13 protein-coding genes are annotated in these 17,942 nt (G+C 47.6%); 8 read left to right on the top strand and 5 right to left on the bottom strand.

Annotated elements, in window-relative coordinates; translation table 11 throughout:
- Positions 1 to 136: 136 nt before the first annotated feature.
- The 3 genes from mnmA (at position 137) to JT717_RS24435 (ending at position 4,163) form a co-directional block, all read left to right on the top strand.
- Positions 137 to 1,240, top strand: coding sequence for a tRNA 2-thiouridine(34) synthase MnmA (mnmA, locus tag JT717_RS24445; RefSeq protein WP_205513672.1), 1,104 nt, complete (start codon positions 137 to 139; stop codon positions 1,238 to 1,240).
- Positions 1,241 to 1,376: 136 nt separating this feature from the next.
- Positions 1,377 to 2,147 (top strand): hypothetical protein, encoded by a 771-nt coding sequence (locus tag JT717_RS24440; protein ID WP_205513671.1) that lies wholly within the window; start codon positions 1,377 to 1,379, stop codon positions 2,145 to 2,147.
- A 48-nt stretch (positions 2,148 to 2,195) separates the two neighbouring features.
- Complete coding sequence (locus tag JT717_RS24435; protein WP_205513670.1) at positions 2,196 to 4,163, top strand: S8 family peptidase; 1,968 nt, start codon at positions 2,196 to 2,198, stop codon at positions 4,161 to 4,163.
- A gap of 3 nt (positions 4,164 to 4,166) precedes the next feature.
- Here the strand turns inward: JT717_RS24435 and JT717_RS24430 are convergent, their stop codons facing one another.
- From JT717_RS24430 to JT717_RS24420, 3 genes are all read right to left on the bottom strand, one after another.
- Positions 4,167 to 5,348: an RsmB/NOP family class I SAM-dependent RNA methyltransferase gene (locus JT717_RS24430; protein ID WP_205513669.1), complete on the bottom strand. Its 1,182-nt coding sequence runs from the start codon at positions 5,346 to 5,348 to the stop codon at positions 4,167 to 4,169.
- 575 nt (positions 5,349 to 5,923) lie between these two features.
- Complete coding sequence (odhB, locus tag JT717_RS24425) at positions 5,924 to 7,171, bottom strand: 2-oxoglutarate dehydrogenase complex dihydrolipoyllysine-residue succinyltransferase (protein WP_205513668.1); 1,248 nt, start codon at positions 7,169 to 7,171, stop codon at positions 5,924 to 5,926.
- A gap of 107 nt (positions 7,172 to 7,278) precedes the next feature.
- A complete protein-coding gene (locus JT717_RS24420; protein WP_205513667.1) occupies positions 7,279 to 10,038 on the bottom strand; it encodes a 2-oxoglutarate dehydrogenase E1 component in 2,760 nt (919 codons plus the stop codon).
- A 387-nt stretch (positions 10,039 to 10,425) separates the two neighbouring features.
- Here JT717_RS24420 and rpsT point away from each other — a divergent pair, with 387 nt between their 5' ends.
- Positions 10,426 to 10,683 (top strand): 30S ribosomal protein S20, encoded by a 258-nt coding sequence (gene rpsT, locus JT717_RS24415; RefSeq protein WP_205513666.1) that lies wholly within the window; start codon positions 10,426 to 10,428, stop codon positions 10,681 to 10,683.
- 482 nt (positions 10,684 to 11,165) lie between these two features.
- A complete protein-coding gene (locus JT717_RS24410; RefSeq protein WP_205513665.1) occupies positions 11,166 to 12,881 on the top strand; it encodes a M14 family metallopeptidase in 1,716 nt (571 codons plus the stop codon).
- A 71-nt stretch (positions 12,882 to 12,952) separates the two neighbouring features.
- Here JT717_RS24410 and JT717_RS24405 read toward each other — a convergent pair whose 3' ends face one another.
- Complete coding sequence (locus JT717_RS24405; protein ID WP_205513664.1) at positions 12,953 to 13,723, bottom strand: AMP nucleosidase; 771 nt, start codon at positions 13,721 to 13,723, stop codon at positions 12,953 to 12,955.
- 199 nt (positions 13,724 to 13,922) lie between these two features.
- Here JT717_RS24405 and JT717_RS24400 point away from each other — a divergent pair, with 199 nt between their 5' ends.
- Positions 13,923 to 14,363 (top strand): type I restriction enzyme HsdR N-terminal domain-containing protein, encoded by a 441-nt coding sequence (locus tag JT717_RS24400; protein ID WP_240348399.1) that lies wholly within the window; start codon positions 13,923 to 13,925, stop codon positions 14,361 to 14,363.
- Positions 14,364 to 14,414: 51 nt separating this feature from the next.
- Positions 14,415 to 16,766: a DUF2339 domain-containing protein gene (locus tag JT717_RS24395; protein ID WP_205513663.1), complete on the top strand. Its 2,352-nt coding sequence runs from the start codon at positions 14,415 to 14,417 to the stop codon at positions 16,764 to 16,766.
- 44 nt (positions 16,767 to 16,810) lie between these two features.
- On the opposite strand, the gene JT717_RS24390 is transcribed toward JT717_RS24395, so the two are convergent.
- Positions 16,811 to 17,137, bottom strand: coding sequence for an antibiotic biosynthesis monooxygenase family protein (locus JT717_RS24390; protein WP_205513662.1), 327 nt, complete (start codon positions 17,135 to 17,137; stop codon positions 16,811 to 16,813).
- Between the two features lie 195 nt (positions 17,138 to 17,332).
- Here JT717_RS24390 and JT717_RS24385 point away from each other — a divergent pair, with 195 nt between their 5' ends.
- Positions 17,333 to 17,698 carry a winged helix-turn-helix transcriptional regulator gene (locus tag JT717_RS24385; protein WP_205513661.1) on the top strand — a complete coding sequence of 122 codons (366 nt, stop codon included), beginning with the start codon at positions 17,333 to 17,335 and terminating at the stop codon, positions 17,696 to 17,698.
- Positions 17,699 to 17,942: the final 244 nt, after the last annotated feature.

Here is a 17,942-nt window from a genome sequence, read left to right as displayed (position 1 = left end):
CTTTCAACTATTTGAGCCCTTTGCTGTTATTAGCCCTGTTGGCCGGTTGGGAAACCGGATAACCGGCAGCCCGTCGGCCCTGGTTCCTCCCTTTGAGCCATTAATCGTATATTTGCAAGCTTAATTTTTTTATGATATGAGCCGTAAAGGAAAAGTTTTGGTGGCAATGAGTGGCGGTATCGACAGTACCGTTACCGCCCTGATGCTCAACGATCAGGGTTATGAGGTGGTGGGCATTACCATGAAAACATGGGATTATGCCACCAGTGGCGGCGGCAAAAAGGAAACCGGCTGTTGTAATATCGATTCTTTCAACGATGCCCGCATGGCTGCTGTGCAGCACGGGTTTCCGCACTATATCCTGGATATCCGCGATGAGTTCGGCGATTTTGTGATCGAGAATTTTGTAGATGAATACCTGGCAGGGCGTACACCCAATCCCTGTGTAATGTGCAATACGCATATTAAATGGCGCGCCCTCTTAAAGCGGGCCGATGCATTGGGCTGCGACTATATTGCCACTGGTCACTACGCCAATGTGCACCAGCATGAGAATGGCAGGTATTATATCAGCAAAGGGGTAGATGAGACCAAAGACCAGAGTTATGTATTATGGGGCCTGCAGCAAGACCTGCTGAGCCGCACGCTGTTGCCGCTGGGTACTTATCATAAAACGGCCATCCGCCAGATGGCGCTCGATTATGGTTACCCAGAATTGGCGAAGAAGAGCGAGAGCTATGAAATTTGCTTTGTGCCCGATAATGATTACCGGGGCTTTTTGAAGCGAAGGGTTGATGGACTGGAAGAAAAAGTCCTGGGCGGCAATTTTGTAGATAAGACCGGTAAAGTGTTGGGCAAACATAAAGGCTATCCCTTCTATACCATTGGCCAGCGCAAAGGCCTGGATATCACTTTTGGCAAACCGGTGTATGTTACCAATATCATTCCCGAAACCAATACGGTGATGCTGGGAGAGGAAGATGACCTGAACCGCCAGGATATGCTGGTTAGTAAGATCAACTGGATCAAGTACGATGGCATAAGCGATGGCATGGAAGCGATCACCAAGATCCGGTATAAAGATAAAGGCGCGTTGGCCAGCCTGTACAACCATGAAAAAGGCGTGCAGGTACAGTTCTCGCATTACGCCAAAGGCATTGCGCCCGGCCAGAGCGCGGTGTTTTATGAAGGCGATGATGTGATCGGCGGCGGCGTGATCCAACGGGGACAATTAGCCTGATTTTCAGGCAATAAATAATTACTGATCAACGTTACAACCATTCGCCACACGGCGGATGGTTTTTTTAGTTTTGGGCTGCAACTTAAACACCTCCATGGTTGTCCTGTAACAAAGTAGCTGTTTTACAAACTGTTGTATGAAGAAATATTTATTTACTGTTATAACTGCCGGTGTCGTTCTATTAGCTATCCAGTTAAGCGGATGTGAAAAGAAAACAGATAATATCAGTTCCGATGCGGTTACAGATTATCTGAACCTGCAAACGGGTAAATATATTTTATACCGCTACGATTCACTCCGCTTTGTAGATCATGATCAAAGAGATACCATTGTCAGCTACCAGGCAAAAGATATCGTGGAAGGACAGCTGACAGATAATCTGGGCCGTGCCGGCTGGCGCATCGTTCGCTACCTGCGCGACTTTAACAGCACCAACGATAACGACTGGAAACCACTGCTCACATACCATGTGATCCCTTCCGCGCAGAATATTGAAATGAATGAGTCCAATTTCAGGTATGTGAAACTGGTAATACCGGTAAAAGACGGCGTTAGCTGGCGGGGTAATGGCTATTTGCCAGATAATCCGTATGAAGGCGTGTATGATTTCAGTAATGACCAGGATATCCGCACCTGGGATTATACCTACCACGATGTAGGCGCTTCATTGACGTTGAACAATAAAACATACGACAGCACCATTACCGTTGTGCAGATCGCCGATTCAACCAATCTGCCCCTGGAGCCTGGCGTATCCGCTTCCAAAACATACTGGGTGGAGAAATATGCAAAAAATATCGGCCTCGTATATAAAGAAGTGGCCGTTTGGGAATACCAGCCACCTACAACCGTTTCGGGTTACCTGACCGGATTTGGCGTAACAATGACCATCATGGATCATAATTAATCGCGTGCCGGTTACACTGAAGGCTATCTACCATTAACAATAACCGCCATGAAAAAATTAGCTACGCTGCTGGTATTGCTGATCGCAGGTACCGGTTTTACGCAAGCTCAATTCTCCCGTTACATTGTACAGTTTACCGATAAAAAAGGATCTGCCTATACATTGGCTAACCCCTCGGCCTTTCTCTCATCAAAAGCAATGGCCCGCAGGTTGAGGTACAATATAAGTTACGATTCAACCGACCTGCCGCTGAGCGCCGCTTATCTCGACAGCATCCGCAGCATTCCGAATGTTGCTATAATAAACGTCTCAAAATGGTTGAACCAGGTATTGATCACGACCACGGATGCCAATGCGCTTGCGAGGATCAACGCATTTCCATTTGTAAAGAAAACGAACGGCATTGCGCCAAGAAAAAACACCGGTCATAATGGCCTCTCGGGAACCCTGGCCACTAAAGCAGCAGCTCCGGCGCCGGCAAGGGAATTGACGGGCCAGACAGGCGTTACGGCATTGGCTTATGGTAAAATGTATGATCAGATCCGTGTTCATCATGGCGACTGGCTGCATCAAATGGGTTTTACCGGCCGCGGTATGACCATAGCGGTGCTGGATGCCGGTTTCCTGAATTACCTCAGCAACCCGGCATTCGACAGTGTTCGGTTACAGGGGAGGGTATTAGGTACCTGGGATTTCGTAAAGAACGAAACCAGTGTGGATGAAGACTATTTTCACGGCGCCAATGTTTTTTCCCTGCTGGCAGCTAACCGGCCGGGCATAATGATAGGAACCGCACCCCACGCCAGCTATTGGTTGTTGCGTACAGAAGACGTTGACACCGAATATCCGGTGGAAGAACAGAACTGGCTGGCAGCAGCTGAATTTGCCGACAGCGCGGGTGTTGATATGATCTCCTGTTCATTGGGATATAACGTATTTGAGAACCCGATCTTCGATTACTCCTATGCGGAACGTAATGGTAAAACGGCCATGATATCGCTGGGTGCTGATCTTGCAGCGAAAAAAGGGATCCTGGTCGTAGTGGCGGCCGGTAACAGCGGCCATTATTCCAATGAGTTGAAATATGTGGGTGTTCCGGCAGATGCCGAACATGTACTGACTGTTGGCTCCGTTGATATCAATGGCATTATTGGCAATACCAGTTGCCTGGGACCAAACGGCGCCGGTTTATTAAAACCGAATGTGGTGGCCGTGGGCGTGAATGCATGGGTAGCCAATCCCCTCAACTGGGAACCGGAGACCGGTACCGGCACTTCCTATGCCTGCCCGAATATGGCCGGCCTCAGTGCCTGCCTATGGCAGGTATTCCCTGAGTTCAGCAATATGCAGATCATGGATGCGCTGCAACAGAGCGCCAGTCAATCGGCCAATCCCGATTTCCGGTATGGTTATGGTTTACCGAATATGAAAAAAGCGGTTGCGCTGCTTACCAAACAATACGCAACGGCCAGCACCGCTTTTAATAATTGTATTGTATCGGTAAACTGGAGAAGCAAGGATGATACCAGCAGCCTGTATACCATACAACGGAAATTGCCAGGGGAGACCGGTTTCTCCACCATTGGCCAGTTAGCGTCCGTCTCACCATCGTTTAAAGCAAATAGTTATGAATACAGGGATACGTTAAAAGCTGCCGGCGGACCTGTTCATTACCGCATACTGCAGGCTATGCGCTCTACAGATACTGTTTTTGAAATAGCCAGTTTACAGCAAGCCATTCATACTGTCTGTTTCCCGGATAATACATTAATGACAATGCCCAGTCCCTTCGACCAACAACTGCAGGTAGTAGTGAATACACCGGAGGCCATCGATAATATGGGCATTCAGATAAGCGATATGCGCGGCCGCATCGTTTATGCCAGAAAGATCGCCAAGCCGGCGGGTTATTACAGTACAACGGTAATGGCCCCGGGCTGGAGCCCCGGCATTTATGAGATCATTCTGTACAATAATAACAAGCGGATCTACAGCCGCAAGGTGTTGAAGAAATAAAGCTTAGCTTTTTTGAAACAGCGCGCCAAAGAGGGTATCGGCTTTTTGATCGTAACCGGTAAATAAGTTTGTCTGCAGCAATTGCAGCGAATGCCGGTCCTGGATGAACTGCACCACTTCTTCATTTTCTTTTTTGAATACTGAGCAGGTACAATACAACAGAAAGCCGCCTGGTCTTAATGCGGCAAGGGCATGTTGCACTATCTTTTTTTGCAGGGCGCTGTAGCGGTCGACCTGTACATGATCGAAATAATATAATTGTTCCGGGGTGCGGCTCCAGGTGCCTGCACCGGTGCAGGGTACATCGGTGATGATAATGTCGAATGTTGACGGATGATCGATCGGGGCAGCAGATAGATCACCAGTAAAAGAATGGTAGTTCCTAATGCCTGCGGCCGCAAACCGTTTTTCCAGATTAATAAGAATCGATTTCCTAAGATCAGAAACCGTGAGGTCGATGCGGTTAAAAATATCGCTGGCAAGGATAGATTTGCCGCCGCTGGCTGCACAGGCGTCCCATAGCTTCAGTGTTTTGGCGCTCTGGCCCGTTGAGCTCCGAATAAGTTCCATCAATTCGCCGATCCGCTGGGAACTGTAATCCTGGATCACGGCTTCGCGATCGGTTTCGATGATCGTATCTATTTTCGACGCATTGGGCAGGGCAAGGCAGGAACTGTTCAAAACGCGGAAGGGAATAGCTGCCTCGTGCAGTTTGCTTTTTACGGCTGCTTCCTTACCGGGGCGCAGGCGGAGGAAAAGATCAGGCTGGGTGAAGAAGGAAGCGTTAAAGGCGGTTTGGTCCATACCGGCGCTCAGTTCATTGGTCCAGGGAAATACCTCCTGTATGGTAACCGGGGCCAGTGTGTCGTTTATTAGTTGGAATTTTTGCGGTAAGGATCCGTGCGCCTGTTCATTCCACGCCGGTTTCAGGTGCTGCAGGAGCTCATTGGGTTCTGGACTGCAGAAAAAGAGTCCGGTCAGGATCCGCTGTTCCAGCGGCAGTTGGGGCAGGGCTTTGCCCAGGCGGAAAAAGGCATAACAGAGATGTGCAATATTCTTCCGGTCCCGGGAACCGAACTTTTTATACTGGCTGAAAAAAGATTTTATAAAACTCCCGAACGGTACACTGCCGTCGTACTGTTGCAGCAACTGCACCGCCGTGTTCAGGTGGGAGAAGTATTTCATACGGTTTGCAAGATACTGTAAAAGGCAAAGAGGCATAGAGAAAAGGCAAAGAGCCAAAGAGGTATAGAGAGTAAAGGCAACAAGGAAAGGCGGCAAAACGGCAAAGAGGCAACAAGGCGAGGAGGCGAGAAGGCAAAAGGTAACAAGGCACAGAGGCAACAAGGCACAGAGGTAAATCGGCAACTAGGAAAGGCAAGAAGGCATAGAGGCGAAAAGGCGACAAAAGGCAAAAAGGCGAGGAGGCAAAAAGACACAGAGGCAATGAAGCCCAAAAGCAGCGGTTTAAAGTCGCTTATTAATTTGACAAATTGACGAGCCATTCAACATTGCCCATTCACCATTGACCGCGATAAACGAGAGAGCCCCTGTTTGTGCAGGAGCTCTTGTATTTTTGCCCATTGCCAACTGCCCATTGCCCATTGACCGCTATAAACCCCTGTTTGTGCAGGAGCTCTTGTATTTTTGCCCATTGCCAACTGCCCATTGACCATTGACCATTGACTCCAATAAACGAGAGAGCCCCTGTTTTGCAGGAGCTCTTTGTATTTTTACCAATTGCGAATTGCCAATTGATTTTACAGTTCCAACAAAGTCTTAACCGGATCCTTTCCAAACAATAAGAGCTCGGGATTTTCGAGCAATTCTTTTACGCGCACCAGGAAGCTTACAGACTCACGGCCATCGATAATGCGGTGGTCATAACTTAAAGCCAGGTACATCATGGGTTTAATAACTACCTGTCCGTTAATGGCCATCGGGCGCTCCTGGATCTTGTGCATGCCCAGGATGGCGCTTTGGGGCAGGTTGATGATGGGCGTGCTCATTAAGGAGCCAAACACCCCACCGTTGGTAATGGTGAAGGTGCCACCGGTGAGCTCCTCCATTGATAATTTGTTGTCTCTTGCTTTACCGGCCAGTTCTATCACTTTCTTCTCGATCTCGGCCATGCTGAGGCTTTCTACATTGCGGATAACGGGAACGGTCAGGCCGCGGGGGGTAGATACGGCTACAGAAATATCGGCATAGTCATGGTAAACCAGCTGATCGCCGTCGATATAGGCGTTCACTGCAGGCCATTCCTGTAATGCGATGGCGCAGGCTTTGGCAAAAAAGCTCATGAAACCGAGGTTTACGCCATGGGCTTCCTTGAATTTATCTTTGAACTTGCTGCGGATCTCCATGATGCGGCTCATGTCTACCTCATTGAAGGTAGTGAGCATGGCCGTTGTATTTTTAGCTTCTACCAGGCGGCGGCTGATGGTCTTGCGCAGCTGGCTCATTTTCTCCCTTCTTTCATCGCGGCTGAACAGCGGTTTACCGCCGGTCACTTTACCGGGATTGGAGAGGGCGGCCAGTACATCGTTCTTTACGATCTTACCGCTGAATCCGCTTGGCGTAACTGATTTGGGATCAACTTTTTTATCGGCAATGATGGCAGCAGCGACCGGGGTCGCTTTTACATCATTAGATACAGCTGTTACAGGCGCCTGAGAGGTCTGCGTAGCAGGAGCCTGGGGCTTCTGCCCTCCGGCTTCTGACTTTGTTTCTTTAGCCGGCGTTCCGTTGGAGTCTGCTTTCTCTGGTTTGGCTGCTGATTCATCAATAGTAGCCAGTACGTCGCCAATTTGAAGGGTATCGCCTTCCTGGGCGGATTGTTTCAAAACGCCTGCTTTTTCAGCGTTTACTTCAAAAGTGGCTTTTTCGCTTTCCAGTTCAGCGATCACTTCATCACGTTCAACATAATCTCCACTGTTCTTTACCCATTTTAATAAAGTAACCTCGCTAATGGATTCTCCAACTGTCGGAACTTTTATATCTATCATAAAAAACGTTTCTTATTTATCGTCAATGGTGAATGGTGAATAGCTCACCACATTTGAAATTAATGACTGATCTTATGCTGCCGGATCTTCTATCTTCTACCCTCTGCTTATATTGAAAATGCTGTTTCAATGATCTCTGCCTGTTCCTGTGCATGTACTTTGGCATAACCGGTAGCGGTGGCAGCGCTTGGCTGGCGGCTGATCACGCCGTAGTTGATGCTCTTCAGGTTCATTTGCAGGAAGGAGGCGGCGCCCATGTTCAGCGGTTCTTCCTGAACCCAGAACCAGGTGGCCTTATTGTATTTGCGGTACAGTTCTTCCAGTTGTTTAACAGGTAAAGGATATAACTGTTCAAGCCGTACAATGGCGGTATCTTTCTTGTTTTCTTTTTGCTGGCGTTCTGCGAGGTCGAAATAAACTTTACCGCTGCAGAATAATACTTTCCGTACCCGGCCGGCATCGTCTGCAAAGGTATCGTCGATCACTTCCTTGAATCCGCCGCTGGTGAACTCCCGGGTGGCCGAATAAGTGCCGGCATGACGCAGGTTGGCTTTGGGTGAGAAGTTGATCAATGGTTTGCGGAAAGGCCATGCCAGCTGGCGGCGCAGGGCGTGGAAGAAGTTGGCAGCCGTGGTGATATTGGTGATCACCATATTTTGTTCGGCGCACATTTGTAAAAAGCGTTCCATGCGGGCGCTGCTATGTTCGGGACCCTGTCCTTCATAACCGTGGGGCAATAACATGGTGACGCCGTTCATGCGGTTCCATTTTTGCTCTCCGGCCGAAATGAACTGGTCGATCATGGTTTGGGCGCCGTTACAGAAATCGCCGAACTGGGCTTCCCATAATACCAGGGCATTGGGGTTGGCCAGCGCGTAACCGTACTCAAAACCCAGTACGCCATATTCGCTCAGTAAAGAGTTGTATATCCTGAATTCGCCTTTGGCATCGGGGATCTGGCTCAACCTGCTGTACGCTTTGTCGGTATTTTCGTCGCGCAGTACAGCGTGGCGGTGCGAGAAAGTGCCGCGGCGTACATCCTGTCCGCTCATGCGCACATCCTTGCCTTCGAGTAAAAGGCTGCCGTAAGCCAGCAATTCTCCGGTTGCCCAGTCGATCTTGCCTTCGTCGTTATATAATTTTACTTTATCCTGGATGATCTTTTCTACCTTTTTCAATGGTTTGAAATCGGCGGGCCATTTCATGAGGGCTTCGAATACTTTTTTGAAGCTGGCTTCATCGATGGCGGTATCAGGCGATTTGTCGAAATCGTCTTCAGTGGCCTTGCGCAGGCTCTTCCAGTCCAATTCCGGCTGCTGGTAATGGTAGGGAAGGGGATTCTGCTTTATTTCATCGAGGCGTTCCTGCAGGTCGGCCCAGAATTTCTTTTCCATTTCCTTGGCCAGGTCTTTCGCATCCGGTTCGCCGTTCTCGAGCAGGTAGTTGGTGTACACTTCCCGCGGGTTGGCGTGTTTTTCGATCAGCTGGTAAAGATGCGGCTGGGTGAATTTCGGATCGTCGCCTTCATTGTGGCCATGGCGGCGGTAACAAACCATATCGATGAACACATCTGAATTGAATTCCTGGCGGTAGCGGGTGGCTATTTCAACGCATTTCACTACCGCTTCTGCATCATCGCCGTTTACGTGTAATACGGGCGCCTGTATCATGGCGGCCAGTGAAGTACAGTAATCGGAGCTGCGGGCATCTTCAAAGTCGGTGGTGAAACCGATCTGGTTATTGATCACGAAGTGAATGGTACCGCCGGTATAGTAACCGTCGAGGTCGCTCATCTGCAGCACTTCGTATACCACACCCTGGCCGGCAACAGAGGCGTCACCGTGGATGAGTATGGGTAATATTTTGTCGAAATCACTTTTGTACAATACATCGGCTTTTGCCCGGGCGAAGCCAACCACTACGGGGTCAACGGCTTCCAGGTGCGATGGGTTGGGCATCAGCTTCAGGTGAATGGTCTTGCCATCGGCTGTTTGCACTTCACTGCCATAACCCATGTGGTATTTTACGTCGCCGCTACCCATGGTTTGGTCGAGTTTGGCGGTGCCTTCAAATTCACTGAAGATCTGCTCATAGGTTTTACCCATGATGTTGGCCAGAACGTTCAGGCGGCCGCGGTGGGCCATACCGATCACTACTTCCTGTACGTCGTTATTGGCGGCCGTGGTAATGATCTCGTCGAGGGCGGCTATAGTGGTTTCACCACCTTCCAGTGAGAAACGTTTTTGACCGATATATTTGGTGTGAAGGAATTTTTCGAAGATAACGCCCTGGTTCAGTTTTTCCAGGATGCGTTTTTTCTTGTTGATGGGTAATGGCCGGGTGAAGTTCCGTTCCATTTCATTGGTAAGCCAGTCAACTTTCTTTTGATCGCTGATATATTTGAACTCGATACCTACATGCGATGCATAGGTCTTTTGCAGGTGCTGCAAAATGTTGCGCAGGGTAGTGGTACCCAGCCCGATCATATTGCCTGCATTAAAGGTTTTATCGAGATCAGCTTCGGTAAAACCAAAGAACCCAAGGTCGAGGTTTGCGCCCCGGTCCTTACGCGGACGGATGGGATTGGTTTTAGCAATCAGGTGGCCTTTGTTGCGGTAACCGAGAATGAGGCGGTAGGCGCCTACTTCTTTTTTCCAGTCGAAACTTTCGGCAGTGGCGCCGCTTGTTTCGGGGGCTGTTGTTGCGGTACCGTTTGTCCCGTTTTTGCCTTGTCCCACGGCAAAGTCAAATCCTTCAAAAAATTTTTTCAGGTCGGGATCAACACTGTTTGGGTCTCGTAAGAAATCCTGATACAGGTTTTCAATAAAGGCCGGGTGGGAACTGGTGATATACGAAAAATCCTTCATGAGGATGCAATTGAAACTTAAAGTGTATTGAGTTATTTAAAATCGGGGTACAAATATCGGTCAAAAAAGGTAGGAACGGAAGCCAAATTATCTGAATTTGTGTTTTTTGACACTATAAACAAGGGCAGGCCGCTAAAACCTGCAAGGGGCGGATGTTTTGCCTTGTAAAGTTCCTGAAAATTTGCAACCTTGCTATTGCTCCGCCGGTAATTGGAGTTGGTAACTGCCAACTTCAACTGCGAACTGCCAACTGGCACAAGCTAACCGGCTGTATTTCATGAAAAACGGTGATGCGTCAAGATTTTTACCGTTTTATTTTTCTTTTTGTGGTGCAAATTGTTACCTTTGCATCCCCGAAAATTATTCGGATTTAAACTTTGGAACGAAATGGCAAATCATAAGGCTACCAAAAAAGACGTGCGTCAAGCCGCTAAAAGACGTGAAAGAAATAAGTATTACGGTAAAACTACCCGTAATGCCATCCGTGATCTGAAAGCACTCAAGACTGGCACTGAGGCTACCAAAGAATTCCCTGAAGTAGCTTCTATGATAGATAAATTAGCTAAAAGAGGTATTATCCATAAGAATAAAGCCGCTAACCTGAAAAGCAAGCTGGCTAAAAAGATCAATACCCTTGCGAAATAAGTGGTAATTGGCTGAGGTCTCTCTGTTGAGTCCCATAGCGAATTACAATTATCTCGAATAATATTATTTTTTTTGTTTTTTCCTCCCGTTCGCGCGGGAGGTTTTTTTATTTCCCGAAATCGAGGCCGGAAGCCGGAAGTTGGAACCCAAGGCCAGGGTCAGAAGCCGGAAGCCAAGATCAGCCGTTGGAAGAGGTCAGCCGCCGGAAGGTAGAAGATCGAGCGCCGGTGATATCGTTACGGTAGCGGAATTGTACCCAAATAGTAGAATAATAGTTCAGGGTATTGTACGGAAAAGCTCCAGGTAACTGCACAAAAGCTTGTGCGTATGAGCTATTCCAGAGCTATCCTAGAGCTATTCCAGAGCTATCTCAGTGCTATGGGAGGGCATATTTACCGCTGCCCACTTGCTACCGCCTTCCCCGTTAACTGGTACCCGCTAACTGCTAACATTCCTTATATTTAGCCCCTAACAGCCACACTATGAGAATATTGCTACTTATTCTATTCCCATTTTCTCTTTTCAGCCAGTCGATTCTCACCAAATTCGAGCAAAGCCAGGGCAGAGAAACGCCCACTTACCAGGAGATCATCAGCTGGTGGCAAAAACTCGACAGCCGCTCTGCTTTGGTAAAAATGCGCACCATGGGCCCCTCCGATGCCGGTTTTCCCCTGCACCTGGTAGTAGTGTCAGGCGACGGCGATTTCGACCTGGCCAGCCTGCGCCGGAAGAATAAACGCATCATTCTCATCAATAACGGCATTCACCCTGGTGAACCCGATGGCATCGACGCCAGCATGCTGCTGGTGCGTGACATGGTGACCCAAAAGATAAAGCTGCCGGCGAATGTAGTGCTGGCCATTATCCCGGTATATAATATTGGCGGCTGTTTGAACCGCAGTCCCTGGTACCGCGCCGATCAGAACGGCCCGGCCGCCTTTGGTTCGCGCGGAAATTCTCAGAACCTCGATCTTAACCGCGACTTCATAAAATGCGATTCCAAAGAAGCCCGCTCCTTTGCCGCTATCTTTCACGAATGCGATCCCGATGTGTTCATCGATAACCATGTAAGCAACGGGGCCGATTACCAGCATGTGATGACGCTGCTGGCCACCCAGCATTCTAAAATGGGCGGTGTAATGGGGGAATATTTGCATGACCGCTTTGAGCCCGGCTTGTACAAACTGATGAAGGAAAAGGGCTACGACCTGGTGCCCTATGTTGATTTTGCCGGTAATACGCCGGATGCCGGTTTAACCGCCTATTTCGATGGCCCGCGTTACAGCAGCGGTTATGCCACCTTGTGGCATAGTTTTGCGTTCGTGCCAGAAACGCATATGCTAAAACCCTACGACCAGCGGGTAAAAGCTACCTATGCGCTGATGGAATCGTTCATAGCGTTCACATCGGTGAACAGTGCTGCCATCAAACAATTACGAACCGAGGCTAAAAATAATGACCGGGCGGCCGGCGCTTTCCCCGTCAGCTGGAAACTGGATACCAGCCGTCAGGAACAGGTGCTTTTTAAAGGTTATGAGGCCGGTTATAAGAACAGCGAGGTATCGGGACTGCCCAGGCTTTATTACGACAGAACCAAACCCTATGAGAAGCAATTGCCTTACTATAACTTTTATATACCCAAAACCACTATTCAAAAACCTGCTGCCTATATCGTTCCCCAGGGCTGGTGGAAGGTGATCGAGCTGTTGAAGCTAAACAAGGTGCGGATGGTGCCCTTATCAAAAGATACCAGCATCACCGTGGAAGTATATCGCATTGAAGACTACAAGACCCTGCCCCGGCAATACGAAATGCACCACCTGAATACCGAGGTGGTGGTGAGTAAAAAGAAGCAGTTAGTACATTGCAGAAAAGGAGATTATTACATTCCATTGAACCAGGAAGCGGATCGTTTTCTGGTAACGGTGCTGGAACCGCAGGCCGATGATTCTTACTTTGCCTGGAATTATTTTGATGCCATCCTGAGCCGCAAAGAAGGGTACAGTCCTTATGCGTTTGAAGACTTGGCGGCCCAATACCTGCATGAACACCCGGAACTTAAAAAGCAATTGGATGAAAAACGGGCCAGCGATTCGGTGTTTGCCAAAAGCGCTTCGGCCCAACTCGATTTCGTTTACAGGAATTCTCCCTACTTTGAACCGGATCATATGAAGTACCCGGTGTATAGAGTTCCTTAGTTATTCAGTTCCTGAGTTTATAAGTTATTCAGTTAAATAAAGTGAGTTTGAATAACTGAATAACTGTGAACTTAAAACTTAAGATGGCGTACCGTTAGCCCATCATTGATCAGCTGTTTCAACGAATCGATGCCAATGCGTACATGCCGTTCTACAAAATTGGCGGTAACCTTTTTGTCGCTTTCCTCGGTTTTGACGCCTTCCGGCACCATGGGCGAATCGCTTACCAGTAAGAGCGCGCCCGTAGGGATCTTATTATAAAAGCCTACTGAAAAGATGGTGGCGGTTTCCATATCTATGGCCATTGCCCTGATCTTTTGCAGGTATTCCTTGAAATGGTCGTCATGCTCCCAAACCCGGCGGTTGGTAGAGTATACGGTGCCCGTCCAGTAGTCGACCCCATAGTCACGAATAGTCGTAGACACCGCTTTTTGCAGGGCGAATGCCGGCAGAGCGGGAACTTCGGGTGGAAAATAGTCATTGGAAGTACCTTCGCCCCGGATAGCTGCAATGGGTAAAATAAGGTCGCCGATATTATTGCGTTTTTTGAGTCCCCCGCATTTACCCAGGAACAAAGTGGCTTTGGGTTCAATGGCGGTCAGGAGGTCCATTACGGTAGCCGCCGTGGGGCTACCCATTCCGAAATTGATGATGGTGATATTTTCTGCAGTAGCGCATTGCATGGGACGGTCGATGCCGGTAATGGGAACATCGTTCCATTCGGCAAACATCTTTACATAGTTGCTGAAATTGGTAAGCAGGATGTATTCACCAAAATTGTCCAGGGTTTCTCCGGTGTAACGGGGCAGCCAGTTCTTAACTATTTCTTCTTTTGTTTTCATCTTATTATTTCCTTCTTTTTATTGGGTCAATCGTTATCCCGGCAGGGATTGCCGTGCAGGTGGGGTTGCGCTTCAGTTAGGTTCATCAATAAATTTCGTTTATTTTAGGCAAAACGAGCAGTTTTTTAGTAATAACAAATAGTAAAGCCGGTAGTTTATAACTTGCGCCTTCTGTATAACAAATAGTAGTTTTGATGCCATGATCAGGATTGAGTATCCTTCTTTCCCATTCCGTTTAAAAAAGGAAGAAGAGAAAGAATTTATTTTTGATGAATGCCGCCGGCAATGGTTGCGCTTAACTCCTGAAGAATGGGTGCGCCAGAATTTTCTGCAGTATTTATTACAGGTGAAAAAATATCCGGCTGCCTTAACGGCCGTTGAAAAAGAGATCAGGCTCGGGGAGTTAAGGAAAAGGTTCGATATTCTCATCTATGATGGCCAGCATAAGCCCTGGCTGATGGTGGAATGTAAGGGCATGGAAGTGCCTTTGAGCGATGAGGTGTTGCAGCAGGTATTGCGCTATAACATGGCTGTACCGGTTCCTTACCTGGTGATCACCAATGGATCGGCCTGTTTTGCATATATTAGAAAAAACAACCAGCTGCAAATGCTTGAGTCCTTGCCAGCCTTTGGAATTTAAGTTGTTATTAACGCTTTTTATGCTTTCTTTAGCGCAACCAATAACTCGTTTATGGATGAAAAGATCCATGAGAAAATTGAAGCGCTGACCCGCCGTATTCAGGAGTTATCGCGGCAACAAACTGCCATTAGTGAACAGCTGGTACAATTGATCGATGAACTGCATGCATTAAAGCTGTCAATAAATGATCGTTCACCTGGGGCTCCTTCCGGCGAACAAGTCGAGGTAAAAACGGTAGAGGTCATTGAAGTCATTGAGGCGCCTCACCGGGCGCTTGCTCAACCGCCGGCTCCGCCGCGCCCACCGGCAAGAACTTCTGCACCCCGATCCCGCTCCAGCTCCTCTTTTGAAGAATTCATCGGCAAGAATGTCGCCAGCAAGGTAGGCATACTGGTTACTATTATCGGTATTTTCATTGGCGCCAAATACGCCATAGAACATAATATGGTAAGCCCGCTGATCCGGGTCATCAATGGCTATCTTGCCGGAGCCGCATTGATCGGCGTTGCGCTATGGCTAAAGAAAAAATATGAGGCCTATAGCAGTGTGTTAATGGGGGGCGGACTGGCAGTAATGTATTTCATTACCTATACCGCATACAGTTTTTACCAGTTGATGCCGCAACTGGCTGCTTTCGCCCTGATGCTGGTGGTAACTGCAGGTACCGTATATGCGGCATTCTTATACAACCGGGTTATCATTGCCCACCTGGCGCAGGTGGGTGCTTACGCCATTCCATTTTTGTTAAGCGATAATTCCGGCCGTTATGCCGTTTTCTTTGCTTATGTGGCCTTCATCAACACGGGTATACTCCTCGTTTCACTGCGCAAATACTGGAAGTCCTTGTTCTATTCGGCATTTATACTTACCTGGATCATTTATATCAGCTGGTATATTTTCAACTTCCGGTATGCAGATCATACATTCATTGCATGGACCTACCTTTCTGTTTTCTTTCTGATCTTTTATGCCACTTTCCTGGGCTATAAGATCATAAAAAGAGAACAGTATGGTTTTTCTGATCTGTTGATCCTGCTAAGCAATGCTTTTATTTTCTACGGTTTTGGCTATGATCTCATTACCCAGGATGCCAGCAGCAATTATGCCGGGCTCTTCACTATTGTGAATGCGGGCATTCATTTAACAGTGAGCCAGTTGATCCGGCGTTTAGAGCTGGCCGACCGGTCGCTGTACTACCTCATCCTGGGATTGGTGATCGTGTTTGGTACCATTGCGGTGCCGGTGCAGCTCGATGGCAACTGGGTCACGCTATTATGGACAGCCGAGGCGGTATTGGTATTTGTGATCGGCCGTACCCGGCAGGCCCCGGCTTATGAAATGCTGGGAGCGGGGCTGGCTGTTTTGAGCTTTTTAAGCCTGGTGCATGACTGGTTTCAACATACAAGAGACTTTACTTTTCCCGATAAGGGGGCTATTAATCCTTTTATAAATATTGTGTTTGTCACCGGTTTGCTGATAGCGGCAGCCCAGGCGGCGATCATCTATTATGATCGCCATAAAAAATACCGGTCGGTTTTAGCACCTGGCAGTTTATACCTTCGGTTTTATAATTATTTGCTGCCCGCTGTTTTCATAATCACGGCCTATTTTATTTTTCACATCGAGATCAATGGGTATTTCAGGCAGCTGGAAAAACCGGGGCCCGTTTATGATGTGTTCTATGGGGTATGGAACAGCCCTGTTAGCGCCTTTGCATTTATCGTACTCTTGTTGTATTCGATGGTATTTACGATCACGCTGATGATGATCAATCAGCGATGGGTGGGCAGTAAGTTGCTCGGAATATCCTCCCTTGCCGGTCTTGCTTTAATGATGATCATTGTAGTGGCGCAGGCCCTGCCGTTGCTGAACGAACTCACGCGGGTTTATTTCCAGAAAGGCTGGGGAAGCTTTGGTCCGCTTGATTTTTTGAGCCGCTATATTCTTATGGCCATTACCGCGGTGCTGCTTTATACCGGCCAGCAGGCCACCAGGGAATTTGTACAGGAACCGGTGGTAAAAAAAGCATATACGCTTCTCGTATATGGGATGGTGTTGGCTTTTGTAAGTGCAGAATACCTGTGCTGGACGGCCGCTTCAGGCGCCGACAAACAGTATAAACTTGGATTGAGCATTCTGTGGGGGTTGTACGCCATGATGCTGATCGTGCTGGGCATTCGAGGAAAACAAAAACATTTGCGGCTGGCCGCCATAACGCTTTTCCTGGTTACATTGATCAAGTTGTTCCTGTATGACCTGGCCGGTTCGGGCACTATCACCAAAACAGTATCCTTTATTTCACTCGGTGTGTTGTTACTGGTGATGTCTTTTTTGTATAACAAGTATAAGGATGTGTTATTTGGGGAAGCGGCAAAACCAGAAGATAAGCAGGGAAATAATTAAATAGTTAACCGTGCCAGGGTTTTGCACCCGGCACGGTTTTGTGATTATTCTTTAGTCCATTCGATCGTCGTGTTTTCGTAATGTTTCATTTCATCGATGTTATTATAAAATGGCCTTACCAGGCTGAGAAAAGGCATAAAGTCGGCGCTTTTTCTAAAACCATTCAAATGATCCTCCATCGAGGTCCAGTGAATGATCACGATATACCGGTTGGGTTCTTCCTTACCATGAATGATTTTATAACCCAAACAATAGGGGGATGCTTTCAGGTATTTGCCTGCATTGGTATAGGCCTGTTCAAAATCCTTTTGCTGACCGGTGGCAAGATTATACCGGATGATCTCAACGGAATGATCCTTTTTCGTTTCCATATGTTTGTTATTGTTTTGTGCACAAGTGGAATTTACCATGAGTGTTGCTGTTAAAAAAAGAAGACAGGTTAGAAATCTCATACGCTTTTGATTTTGGGCGTTCAAGTTAGCGGCTATCATTGGGGCAAACAATAACTTACCGGAAAGTAAGCCCGGCCGGCAGTTTCTTTAGTAATTTGCAGAAACAGTTTTCCTATGATCAAACTCCACGATAAAACTTTTACCTGCCCCGTTGATGTAACCCTCCATTTTATTGGCGGTAAGTGGAAGCTGCTGATATTATCGCATCTGCATCAGTTCGAGAAAAAAGGGTTCAGTGAGATCCGGGATAACCTGCCGGGCGTATCGGAGAAAATGTTAAGCCAGCAGTTAAAGGAACTGGAGCGGGATAAACTAATTGAAAAGAAAGTGCTTTCTGAAAAGCCTTACCGGGTTGAATACCGTTTAACCGGTTTCGGAAGATCGCTGTCGCCTTTATATACTTTTATCAGTGAATGGGGCATTGGGTATCTGAAAGAGAATGGCATTGATTATATCAAGGACCAGGACTTGTATAAGTAAGACCTGAAAAAGAAAAATTCTATCCAGTGGTGGAGGGGGTTCAGAATATAAGTCTGTTTCGAAGGTAGTTAGCAGCGAGTTGTTGGGTAAAGTCTTTATGGGGTAACAATCGTCCAAATCAATTTTGATATTTAATGCTATGATACAACAGATCAGGTTCTGGTTAAATGGTTCATGTATTAAAAATGTAAAATGTATTTATTTTGATAATCATTGATTTATAAGTAAAATAAAAGCTCCCACC

It is taken from the genome of Longitalea arenae (assembly GCF_016924755.1).
Lineage (GTDB): Bacteria > Bacteroidota > Bacteroidia > Chitinophagales > Chitinophagaceae > Niastella > Niastella arenae.
Note: the sequence above shows the minus strand (reverse complement) of the source record. Positions and strands in the feature narration are given on the sequence as shown.